Raw genomic sequence first — 10,220 nt, forward strand, 5'->3', positions numbered from 1 at the left:
TAAAGAAAGCAAACCATGAATGCGCTAGTAGATAGGTCTTTCGTCATCGAAAGCAATTTCCGTGACGGATCCCTCTTCCCGAACTTTCGTTTCTGAGTGCGCACCACAGCCATAGGTGGCGTGCACCACACGGCCATCGGCAGAGTATTCATTGGCACACACGCCAAAACTCGGCATCAATTCGAGATAAAACGCGCACGTTTTACACTGCAGCGGAGCCTGCGAAGCCATATCCGTATTAGGGCCAAAGGCTCCGGTGCGCCACCTATTCTTAGCGCGCTCCAGACCCGTAGCGGAGAGCTTTCCATCAGCTAGGCGGTCGTCGTCAAGCGCGGGCGGCATGAGGTCACCCGGTCCTAGGTCGCCTGGCCGCACGCGGTCGGTGTAAGGAACCCATTCCGGCGCCTGCAGCGCCTGTTGTCCAGGCACCAGCGCAACCTCATTGACCGTGACAAATCGAGAGCCCTCTGCACACGCCACGACGGCCTGCCACTCCCACCCTGGGTAGCCGGGCATGTCAGCCTCGAAGCGGTGGGTAGCAACGTTGCGACCGACTCCGGCGACGCCACGGTGCTTTCCGACGCCGCCCTCGCCTACCTCGTCCACGGCTGCGCGGGCGATGCGTACTGCCATATCGGTGAGAAGAGGGTTCGTTGGCTGTTTTTGCTTAGACACGCACTACATTATCCACGACATCAGGCACAATAACATGCATGGGTTCTTTCATTACGTCTTTTCCATCCCGCATTACGGCCCTCACAGCAGCGCTCGGCACCGTGGGGGCTCTGGCCGCTTGCTCAAACGATGCACCCGCAAACCCCGATGAAGCAACCAGCGCCTCCCCTGCCTCCAGTGAAAAAGGTGAGGAGGCTGGTGAGGCCGTAGAGCACCTCAAGGTCTCCGTGAAAGAACACACCAAGATGATCCCGAACACGTTTACCCAAGGACTCGAAGTCGACCCAGACGGCAACCTCTTGGTGGGCACTGGACTATACGGCCAGTCCCGATTGATGCGTGTGAAACCCGGCGCGGAAGAAGCCACACAAGAGGTTTCGCTGCCCGCCGAATACTTTGGTGAAGGCATCGCGCAGACTTCCGATGCCATCTGGCAATTGACCTGGAAGGCTGGCCAGGCGGTCAAGCGCGACCCGGTGACTCTCGAGGAGGTCGGCCGCGCGACCTACGAAGGTGAGGGCTGGGGACTGTGCGCTTTGGGCGCAGACAAGACGCAGCTCATCATGTCCGATGGCTCCTCGCAGCTGCGCCACCTCGATCCGGAGACCTTCGAGGAAGTAGCACCACGCACCGACGTGACGCTGGAAGGCCAGCCGGTGGAGAAGATCAACGAGCTGGAATGCGTGGACGGCAATGTCTACGCCAACGTCTGGATGAGCGAGGATATTCTGCGCATCGACCCACAGTCTGGCGCGGTTACGGCAGTGATTGATGCCTCCGGGCTCAACGAAAATGGCCCCACATCCATCAATGATGTGCTCAACGGAATCGCCCATATACCTGGGACGAATGAGTACTGGATCACCGGCAAGCGGTGGGTTGATCTGTATCGCGTGACGTTCGAGTAGGATTTTTTGCCATGGCAACCCGTAAGGAAGCAAGGAAGAAGTCACTGCTGCAGCTGTTGGCGCTCATCATCGCGGTGGCAGTAATTGTGGTGTCCGTAGTTCTGTTCCAGAACTGGTGGAACAGCCGCCCCGGCCCGGATCCCAAGGACGTGAAGATTAAGGCCAGCGTGGGCGATCAATCCCTCGAGGTAGCGCCGTACATGGTCTGCGAGATTGGCACGGACTGCCCGGAGGGCGAGACCCCCAACCTCACCGTCGGTGAAAACGACACCCTTCACCTGGAGATCCCCGAAGCGGTCTCAGCAAACGAGTGGCGCATTCTGACAATTTATGATGATCCTGCCGCGAACGATGAGACCATCCACGGCGCTAATGAGACGAGCACTGTCGACGTCATGGGTTCCGTCGACCCAATTGCCGCTTCCAAGGGCAAACGCCCACGCCTGATGGTCGTTGAAATCTCTGCACTGATGCTGGGCACCGACGCCAAGGGCGAAGAAGCACCGTTTAGCACGGTGTGGTCCCTGTCCACGATGTCCGAGGAAGACCTCGCGGAAGCCACCAAGACCGCTGCTCCTGCAAGCGAATCCACCGCTCCCACAAGCAAGCCCACTGCTGCCAAAAAGTAGCGCCACATAACGCCCCAGCGCACAAAAAAGTGCGGGCCCTTCCTACCCTCAACTATCTCGTCGAGGGGTTTAAGGAAGGGCCCGCACTCTTTGTTGCTGACGTCCTTAGTGTCCCTTATGCGCCTAGCTATCGAGGTCCTTGGCAATAGCACGCAGGATCTCTGCGACCTGGCGGCCGGTCTTGCGCTCTGGGTAACGGCCCTGGGCCAGCACTGGCTGGACCTGGGTCTCCAGGAGCGTCATAACATCAGAGAGCATGCTGGATAGTTCTTCTGGCTTGCGGGAAGGAGTACGGCGACGCGGGGAATCCAGAACCTTGACGCGCAAGGCTTGGGGGCCGCGACGGCCGGCTGCGAAGTCGAACTCGATGCGCTGGCCCTGGACCAGTTCATCGACGCCTTCGGGCAGTACGTTACGACCGACGTAGACGTCCTCATCGCCGGGGTTGCTCACAAAGCCGAAGCCCTTGTCAGCATCAAACCACTTAACTTTGCCGATTGGCACGTGCCCTACTCGCTTTCTTTCTCGGGGGCAATAAAGAGATATATATTAACCCTTTCGACACAACTTTTGAAGTTGCTGCCACATAAACAACACACGTTACACGGGTGATCTAATTCACATTTTCGCCGCGACCTGCGGAAATGGAGCGAGATTTCTACACATGCCCGCCATTCCGGGCTGATTACGTGACTATTTCGTTATAAACCGTTACTGTTTGACGCAGGCACTTGGTCGCCAGCGAGGAAGTCTCGCCCCACACACAGTCCGGGCTTACTCGCGGCGGCCGATATTTGTGCACAACGCTTTCAAAAACATTTTATTTGCCGGACTGGGCACAACGTGGGCGCGAGAAATCTAGAGAAGAGGAATACTTTCATGGGACGCCACTCCGCTAAGAACAACTCGTTCGCTACCAAGTTCGCAGCTTCCACCGTCGCTTTCGGTGCAGCTGCCGCCATCATGGCACCGACCGCATCCGCAGCGCCGGATTCTGACTGGGACCGCCTCGCAGGTTGCGAGTCCGGCGGTAACTGGGCAATCAACACCGGCAACGGCTACTACGGCGGCCTGCAGTTCTCCGGCCAGACCTGGTCCGCATTCGGTGGCGGCCAGTACGCACCGACCGCAAACCAGGCAACCCGCGAGCAGCAGATCGCAATTGCAGAGAAGGTCCTCGCATCGCAGGGTTGGGGCGCATGGCCAGCTTGCTCCGCTTCCCTCGGCCTGAACTCCGCTGCTACCCCGCGTAACCTAGACGCAGCTCCTGCTGCTCCGGCAGCCGCACCGGCTGCAGTAAAGCAGGCTGCCGCACAGCCATCCGACGAGCTCGCTGTTGATGCTCTCTACGCACTTGTTGAGGACACCGCCGCTAAGTACGGACTGTCCATCCCGGTTGAGTTCGCTAACCAGTACAAGGCAAACCGCCACGACTTCAACGCGTTCTACTCCGCAAACCGTAACTTCATTGACCCGATTGCCCAGCTGGTCGGCAACCTCTAAGAAGTAACACGAAGCGCCAACGCAACGCGTTTCATACAAAGACTCCCTGCCAGTCCTCGTCATTCGAGGTGGCAGGGAGTCTCTTGCGTTTTAGCCCTGTTAGGCACGCGGCTAGTGCTTTGTTTAGCGGTTGACGCGGGTGTATGGGTGCACGTAGTTGAGCTTCTCCGCCGGCATCGGCAGGACAAGATCGTCACCGTATGGGCTGGATGCACCAGCGAACGGCGCGTAGATTTCAGTGATTGCGTGCTCGCGATTTTCGTTCTTCGGCCAAGCCGGGGACACGAAGCCATTCTTCTGATTCGACATAGTACTTATTATTCCAAACCCCGGCGCAAAAAGTAACTCAATTACCCACTAAACTTGTGTGCCACCATGACCCCTCCTCAGCAGCATCCATCAGCCGCGCTCAATTTCCGCACCTGGCTGGCAGATCTTGACCAAACACAGCTCGCCACGTTGCTCGCCCACCGCAGCGATGTTCTGAATCCGCTACCCCCGGGGATTGCCCCGTTGGCCACGCGTTTAACTCTGCGCACCTCCCTCGCGCTCGCGCTGTCGCACTGCGACGCTGCGCTGCTGGCAGCCGCTGAGGACATCGCCGAGCGCGGCGGTGAGCTCGAGGAAGTCGCTGTCACCAAGCCCGCAGCTACGTCCCAGCTGCTCGAGCGGGGTCTTGCATTCACAACCAGTGCAGACGCCACCAATCCAGATACTGTGGGCCTTGCACCAGGTCTCATGCAGGCCCTTCCCACTGAATGGTCCCTGCTGCACCAAAGCACCACTGCACCCGAGGAAATTGCTGCGCTTCCTGACGACGAGGCACGCATCCTCCAAACGCTTGTCACTTCCGGCGGAGTGGGCACTACTCGCGACGCCGCACCCAATGCCGACCCCGCGCGGCCCATCCCGCGCCTGCTCGCCAAAGGAATCCTCACGCGTGTGGACTCCCGCACGGTGCGTCTTCCCCGCGCCGCACGCCGTGCCCTCGAGGGCCACACCCCCGAACTCATTCCGCTGGAACCCAGCGGCCGAGCCGGCACGCCAAATCCGAATTCCAAAGCTAACGACGCCGGCACCGCCGCAGGACTCCAAGTTGTTCGCGAACTAGAGCAGCTTATCGATGCCCTCGGCGCGCACCCCATCGAACTCCTCAAGGACAAAACCGTCGGTGTGCGTCCCCAAGCACACCTGGCCAAGGAGTTGTCCATCACCGAGACCGAGTTACGCCGCTTGGTCTGCCTCGGCTTCGCGGCGCGACTGCTGAGCCGCGGTGAGCCCAAAGGTTTGGAAGGAAACTTCCTCGCGCCAACCCAAGGCGCCCGAGAGTGGCTAGACGCCACGCTTGCGGATAAGTGGCGCGTGCTTATCGACGCCTGGCAGCACTCCACCTGGCAGCCCTGGGAGAAGGGCCGACTGCTCGATCCCGAGTCCGCCAAAGACCGCCTCCCCCGCCATCGCGCAACCGCCATGGATATCTACGCGCACTCCGCCACTCCTCTAAGCAAAGAGGAATTCTGGGAGGATCTGCGTTTCCGCTTCCCGCTGTTTGCCACCCACACCAAGTCCGTCACCATCGACGCCTTGGTCGACGAAGCCGAATGGCTCGGCCTCATCGCGCTCGGACAAGCCACCCAAGCGCTGTTAGACCCAGCAGCCACCCACTCGCTCACGCCTGACACCGTGGATTACTTCATCATCCAAGGCGACCTCACGGTCTTGGTCCCCGGACCGCTCGAGGCCGCCTCCCATCACCGGCTAAGTGATCTAGCGGACCTCGAATCACCGGGGCTGGCCAGCCTGTACCGCATCACGGAGTCAACTCTTCGTCGCGGCCTCGACGTCGGCATGACGGCGGAGGACATCACTGCCTTCTTCGCCGCCCACTCGGAGGTGCCACAAGCCCTCGAGTTCCTCATCAATGATGTCTCCCGCCGACACGGCACGCTGCGCTCCGGCCCCGCACTAGCGTATCTACGCAGCGAGGATCCCGCTTTGCTAGAGATGGCAGTGCGCGTCGTCCCCGAGCTGCGTCTAATCGCTCCCACGGTCGCCATCTCTCAGCTGCGCGTGGGACCTTTGCTAGAAAAGCTACGCGAGCATGGCATGGCACCTGCCGCCGAGGATGAGAACGGGGCGTCTCTCAGCGTGGCCCTCGAACCCTATGCCCTGCCCACGCCTGCGCCTCGCAAAGCCGCCAAGCCAAGTGCCGATCCTGTTTCCGTCGCCGCGGCGCTTCTCGCAAGTGGTGAGACAGCACCCGCAGCCGCGGATGAGGCCAGCCTGGACATCCTGCATGCCGCGGCCCGTAGCGGCCGCCAGGTCACCATCGTCTATGCGGATAAGACCGGCAACTCAAAGAACAGAACAGTCAAACCTTTGTCCGTGGCAGGCGGCCAGGTGGACGCGGCAGGTTCCGATGGTTCAATGATTCGTTTCCCGCTACACCGCATCACCTCAGTGCACCTTGTCTAAGTTCCCTTCCAAAGTCAGCAAAATATTTTCGAGTCTTAAGTCAAAAAGTAAGGATCCCGTATGCCAGGCCCACTCATCGTGCAGTCAGATAAGACCGTGCTTCTCGAGGTCGATCACGCGGACGCCGCGGCCGCTCGCATCGCGCTCGCTCCCTTCGCGGAGCTCGAGCGCGCGCCTGAGCACGTGCACACCTACCGCATCACTCCCCTGGCTCTCTGGAACGCCCGCGCGGCCGGCCACGATGCCGAGCAGGTTGTCGACGTCCTCGAGCGTTACTCCCGGTTCCCGGTGCCGCAGGCGCTGCTTATCGACGTCGCGGAGACCATGTCGCGCTACGGCCGCGTGCGTCTCCACGCCCACCCGGCCCACGGCCTCATCCTAGAATCCGAAGAGATCCCCATCCTCGAGGAGCTCTCCCGCCACAAGAAAGTCAGCGCACTACTCGGCGCCCGCATCGACGATCACACTTTTGCCGTACCGCCCTCCGAGCGCGGACGCCTGAAACAAGAACTGCTCAAGGCCAATTGGCCGGTCGAAGATCTCGCGGGCTACGTCGATGGCGAGTCGCACCCGGTCTCCCTCGTGGAGGAAGGCTGGGCGTTGCGCGACTATCAGTCCTACGCCGCAGATTCTTTCTGGTCCGGCGGTTCCGGCGTCGTCGTCCTCCCCTGTGGCGCAGGCAAGACCATCGTGGGCGCGGCCGCCATGGCCAAGGCCCAGGCCACCACGCTCATCCTCGTGACCAATACCGTGGCCGGCCGCCAGTGGCATGACGAGCTGTTGCGGCGAACATCGCTCACCGAGTCCGAGATCGGCGAGTACTCCGGCGAGAAGAAAGAGATCAAGCCGATTACTATCGCCACCTACCAGGTGGTCACCCGCAAGACCAAGGGCGAATACCGCGCCTTGGAGCTCTTCGACTCCCGTGACTGGGGGCTCATCATCTACGACGAAGTCCACCTGCTGCCTGCCCCGGTGTTCCGCATGACCTCGGACCTCCAGTCCCGCCGTCGCCTCGGGCTCACGGCCACGCTTATCCGCGAGGACGGCATGGAAGGAGACGTCTTCTCGCTCATCGGGCCCAAGCGCTACGACGCCCCGTGGAAGGAGCTGGAGGCCGCCGGCTACATAGCCACCGCAGACTGCATTGAGGTCCGCGTGGACATGGACCCCGAGGAGCGGATGCTCTACGCCACGGCGCAGCCGCGCGAGCGCTACAGAATCGCGGCGTCGTCAAGCGCAAAGCACCGGGCGGTAGACAAGATCCTGGCCCAGCACGCGGGCCAGCAAGCCCTAATCATCGGTGGCTACGTGGATCAGCTCGAGGAGCTGAGCAAGCATCTCAACGCCCCTGTGATTGATGGCAAGACCTCGAACGCCAAGCGCGAGAAACTCTTCCAGCAATTCCGCGAAGGCGAGCTGCTGATCCTTGTGGTATCCAAGGTGGCTAACTTCTCCATCGATCTGCCGGAGGCCGCCCTTGCCATTCAGGTCTCGGGTACCTTTGGCTCCCGACAGGAAGAGGCCCAGCGCCTCGGACGCCTACTACGCCCCAAGGCTGACGGCAAGGAAGCAACGTTCTATACCCTCGTGACCCGCGATTCCATCGATGCGGAATATGCGCTGCACCGTCAACGATTTTTGGCGGAGCAAGGTTACGCATATCGCCTCGTTGACGAAGTAGACTTGTGATTCTTATGAAGATTTTTAGATTCGAGGTCGATGAGACCTACGCCAAGAAGAACAACGAACTCCTCCGCGATTCTTCGCGCCTGCGCAACTCGGGCCTCATCATGGGCCTGCTGCTCATCGTCGGCGCCGTAGCGGTCTACCTCGGTGTCGAGGCCGCCTGGGGCTTTACCGTGGCTTTGGGCCTTGCGCTGTTTGGAATCCTCGTAGCTGTCGTGGGCGTTGCTGCCGCTAGCAAGGTAGGAAGCGCCCAAAAGCTTTATGATTCCTATCCTTTAGCACCGGCTGTGGTGGCTGAGGTTAACGAGCGCGACATGGTGCTCATGGCGCTGGTGAACACCAACGTCGATCCAAAGCTGCCGCCGCGCTGGGGGGCATGCCTGCGCACCGTGACATTGGTGCCGGGTGTCAAGCGCACGGTAGGCACCAAGATTCCAGTCGCCGCCGTCTCTGGTCAGCGCACCAGCAGCGACAAGGACCACTGGCAGCAGATCAGCCCAATGCCTATTGCGTGGGGTACTCCTGATGCTGAGGTAGTCACCATGGCACGCAAGTCCATCCCGGAAGACCAGTGGCAACGCCTTGACCGTGCTCGCAAGCGCCTGAACGACGTCAAGGCCACCCGTTACGACCTATTGGTGCTGTAATGACTGTTCAACGTCTTCAGCAGTTCGGCGAGACTATCTTCGCCACCATGACGCAGCTCGCCGTGGACAATGATGCCGTCAACTTGGGTCAAGGCTTCCCTGACTCCGACGGGCCGGCACGCATGCTGGAGATCGCGCAAGAACAGATCGCCTCGGGCAACAATCAGTACGCACCGTTGCGGGGATGCCCTGAGCTTATCGACGCCTTGGCACACCACTACTACGTTGCACGCGACGCCATCGTGGTCACCGCGGGCGCAACGGAGGCCATCACCGCGACCGTGCTGGGACTCGTGGAGCCGGGCCAAGAGGTCATTGTGCTGGAGCCTTACTACGACGCATATGCCGCCGCCATTGCGCTTGCCGACGCCACCCGTGTCCCCGTCCCGCTCAAGCCTTCCGGAGGAAGTTGGGACCTCGACGTCGATGCTGTGCGCGCCGCTGTGACGGATAAGACCGCGATGGTGATCGTCAATTCTCCGCATAACCCCACCGGTTCAGTTTTTAGCCGCGCAGCACTAGAAGGCCTGCGCGATATCTGCGTGGAGCATGACTTGCTCGTGCTTTCCGACGAGGTCTACGAGGACCTCACCTTCGATGATGCCGAGCACGTTGAGCTACTACGTATTCCCGGTATGGAAACCCGTACCGTAAAGGTTGGTTCTGCGGCCAAGTCCTTTAATGCGACCGGGTGGAAGACCGGCTGGGCCATTGCCCACCCAGACCTCCTCGATGGCGTCATCAAGGCAAAGCAGTTCATGACCTTTGTATCCACCACTCCGTTCCAGCCGGCCGTGGCTCACGCATTGGTGGAAGAGCGCGAGTGGTTGAGCAATATGGTCGACGAGCTCGCCGAATGCCGCGGCATTCTTGCTCAAGGTTTAAAGGATGCGGGCTTTAAGCTCCACGCCACCCGCGGCACCTACTACTTGGTAGCTGATATCTCTCACACGGGGATGGACGGGATCGAGTTCTGCAAACAACTCCCGGTGACCAAGGGCATTGCGGCTATTCCGCTCGCGGCTTTCACGGACAACCCTGAGCCGTGGCGCTACAAGGTACGCTTCGCGTTCTGCAAGCGCCCCGAAGTCATTCGTGAGGCAGTTAAGCGCCTGAACGCTTAATCTGCTCCAAGGCCTTGCCCTTCGCCAGCTCGTCAATCAACTTATCGAGCTGACGAATCTTTTGCATCAAAGGGTCTTCAACTTCTTGCACCTTAACACCGCACACGCTGCCCGTAATCAAGAAACGGTCGGGGTTAAGCGCCGGTGCTTCATCAAAGAACTCACGCACGCTTCGCTCTCCCGCCGAGATAATACCCTCTGCATCGTAGCCAGTAAGCCACGAAATAAGCTCATCTACTTCTTCCCTAGTGCGGGACTTCCGCTCCGCCTTAGCGATGTAGGCATTATGAATCTCTTTCCACTCCATGCGGAAGATGCGTGGTTCCTTGGGTTGAGTCATAGGAACTACCGTACAGGCAAACAAGCAGAGAACAGGCACGAAGCGGTTCCAACCACATCGCCTCCATGAATCACACCACCTACATGAACTACACGAACTACAGAGACAGCACTGCCAAACGCTATAGGGGAAAACGAAGAGTAGCGCCTGTGCTGTTCCGTTGTTTCGGATAGCACAGGCGCTAGGTTCTGTATTGAGTTGTTGTTTGTTGTTTTATGTCGGCGGTAACT

11 protein-coding genes are annotated in these 10,220 nt (G+C 60.0%); 7 read left to right on the plus strand and 4 right to left on the minus strand.

Annotated features, from left to right (window positions below):
- Nucleotides 1-24: 24 nt before the first annotated feature.
- Nucleotides 25-633 (minus strand): DUF3027 domain-containing protein, encoded by a 609-nt coding sequence (locus HMPREF3153_RS03695; protein WP_070420041.1) that lies wholly within the window; start codon nucleotides 631-633, stop codon nucleotides 25-27.
- Between the two features lie 80 nt (nucleotides 634-713).
- Here HMPREF3153_RS03695 and HMPREF3153_RS03700 point away from each other — a divergent pair, with 80 nt between their 5' ends.
- Both HMPREF3153_RS03700 and HMPREF3153_RS03705 read left to right on the plus strand, forming a co-directional pair.
- Nucleotides 714-1,583: a glutaminyl-peptide cyclotransferase gene (locus tag HMPREF3153_RS03700; RefSeq protein ID WP_053085024.1), complete on the plus strand. Its 870-nt coding sequence runs from the start codon at nucleotides 714-716 to the stop codon at nucleotides 1,581-1,583.
- Between the two features lie 11 nt (nucleotides 1,584-1,594).
- Entirely contained in the window at nucleotides 1,595-2,212 is a 618-nt protein-coding gene (locus HMPREF3153_RS03705) for a DUF2771 domain-containing protein (RefSeq protein ID WP_046645069.1), read from the plus strand.
- A gap of 123 nt (nucleotides 2,213-2,335) precedes the next feature.
- Here the strand turns inward: HMPREF3153_RS03705 and HMPREF3153_RS03710 are convergent, their stop codons facing one another.
- On the minus strand, nucleotides 2,336-2,716 hold the full coding sequence (locus HMPREF3153_RS03710) for a cold-shock protein (protein WP_005530281.1): 381 nt from the start codon (nucleotides 2,714-2,716) through the stop codon (nucleotides 2,336-2,338).
- Nucleotides 2,717-3,091: 375 nt separating this feature from the next.
- Between HMPREF3153_RS03710 and HMPREF3153_RS03715 the strand changes: the two genes are divergently transcribed.
- Nucleotides 3,092-3,715 carry a resuscitation-promoting factor Rpf1 domain-containing protein gene (locus HMPREF3153_RS03715; protein WP_049063624.1) on the plus strand — a complete coding sequence of 208 codons (624 nt, stop codon included), beginning with the start codon at nucleotides 3,092-3,094 and terminating at the stop codon, nucleotides 3,713-3,715.
- A 123-nt stretch (nucleotides 3,716-3,838) separates the two neighbouring features.
- On the opposite strand, the gene HMPREF3153_RS03720 is transcribed toward HMPREF3153_RS03715, so the two are convergent.
- Nucleotides 3,839-4,024, minus strand: coding sequence for a hypothetical protein (locus HMPREF3153_RS03720; RefSeq protein ID WP_046645071.1), 186 nt, complete (start codon nucleotides 4,022-4,024; stop codon nucleotides 3,839-3,841).
- Nucleotides 4,025-4,090: 66 nt separating this feature from the next.
- Here HMPREF3153_RS03720 and HMPREF3153_RS03725 point away from each other — a divergent pair, with 66 nt between their 5' ends.
- From HMPREF3153_RS03725 to HMPREF3153_RS03740, 4 genes are read left to right on the plus strand one after another with little or no spacing between them, the layout of a single operon-like run.
- Entirely contained in the window at nucleotides 4,091-6,190 is a 2,100-nt protein-coding gene (locus HMPREF3153_RS03725; RefSeq protein ID WP_070420042.1) for a helicase-associated domain-containing protein, read from the plus strand.
- Between the two features lie 60 nt (nucleotides 6,191-6,250).
- Nucleotides 6,251-7,882 carry a DNA repair helicase XPB gene (locus tag HMPREF3153_RS03730; protein ID WP_070420043.1) on the plus strand — a complete coding sequence of 544 codons (1,632 nt, stop codon included), beginning with the start codon at nucleotides 6,251-6,253 and terminating at the stop codon, nucleotides 7,880-7,882.
- A gap of 5 nt (nucleotides 7,883-7,887) precedes the next feature.
- A complete protein-coding gene (locus tag HMPREF3153_RS03735; RefSeq protein ID WP_070420057.1) occupies nucleotides 7,888-8,526 on the plus strand; it encodes a DUF3239 domain-containing protein in 639 nt (212 codons plus the stop codon).
- Nucleotides 8,526-9,650 carry an aminotransferase class I/II-fold pyridoxal phosphate-dependent enzyme gene (locus tag HMPREF3153_RS03740; RefSeq protein ID WP_070420044.1) on the plus strand — a complete coding sequence of 375 codons (1,125 nt, stop codon included), beginning with the start codon at nucleotides 8,526-8,528 and terminating at the stop codon, nucleotides 9,648-9,650. Before HMPREF3153_RS03735 ends, HMPREF3153_RS03740 begins: the two co-directional genes overlap by 1 nt.
- On the opposite strand, the gene HMPREF3153_RS03745 is transcribed toward HMPREF3153_RS03740, so the two are convergent.
- The gene (locus HMPREF3153_RS03745) at nucleotides 9,631-9,990 is read right to left on the minus strand and encodes a DUF2200 domain-containing protein (RefSeq protein ID WP_070420045.1); all 360 of its coding nucleotides are present in this window, start codon (nucleotides 9,988-9,990) and stop codon (nucleotides 9,631-9,633) included. The genes HMPREF3153_RS03740 and HMPREF3153_RS03745 overlap by 20 nt on opposite strands.
- Between the last annotated feature and the right edge of the window lie 230 nt (nucleotides 9,991-10,220).

The organism is Corynebacterium sp. HMSC06C06, assembly GCF_001807295.1.
In the GTDB taxonomy this organism is placed as follows: Bacteria; Actinomycetota; Actinomycetes; order Mycobacteriales; family Mycobacteriaceae; genus Corynebacterium; species Corynebacterium striatum.

What these genes read in the sequence shown, in the direction of transcription:
- HMPREF3153_RS03720 (WP_046645071.1), bottom strand. Translation starts at nt 4,024, where the DNA reads ATGTCGAATCAGAAGAATGGCTTCGTGTCCCCGGCTTGGCCGAAGAAC.
- HMPREF3153_RS03730 (WP_070420043.1), top strand. Translation starts at nt 6,251, where the DNA reads ATGCCAGGCCCACTCATCGTGCAGTCAGATAAGACCGTGCTTCTCGAG.
- HMPREF3153_RS03725 (WP_070420042.1), top strand. Translation starts at nt 4,091, where the DNA reads ATGACCCCTCCTCAGCAGCATCCATCAGCCGCGCTCAATTTCCGCACC.
- HMPREF3153_RS03740 (WP_070420044.1), top strand. Translation starts at nt 8,526, where the DNA reads ATGACTGTTCAACGTCTTCAGCAGTTCGGCGAGACTATCTTCGCCACC.
- HMPREF3153_RS03700 (WP_053085024.1), top strand. Translation starts at nt 714, where the DNA reads ATGGGTTCTTTCATTACGTCTTTTCCATCCCGCATTACGGCCCTCACA.
- HMPREF3153_RS03695 (WP_070420041.1), bottom strand. Translation starts at nt 633, where the DNA reads ATGGCAGTACGCATCGCCCGCGCAGCCGTGGACGAGGTAGGCGAGGGC.
- HMPREF3153_RS03705 (WP_046645069.1), top strand. Translation starts at nt 1,595, where the DNA reads ATGGCAACCCGTAAGGAAGCAAGGAAGAAGTCACTGCTGCAGCTGTTG.
- HMPREF3153_RS03715 (WP_049063624.1), top strand. Translation starts at nt 3,092, where the DNA reads ATGGGACGCCACTCCGCTAAGAACAACTCGTTCGCTACCAAGTTCGCA.
- HMPREF3153_RS03745 (WP_070420045.1), bottom strand. Translation starts at nt 9,990, where the DNA reads ATGACTCAACCCAAGGAACCACGCATCTTCCGCATGGAGTGGAAAGAG.
- HMPREF3153_RS03735 (WP_070420057.1), top strand. Translation starts at nt 7,888, where the DNA reads ATGAAGATTTTTAGATTCGAGGTCGATGAGACCTACGCCAAGAAGAAC.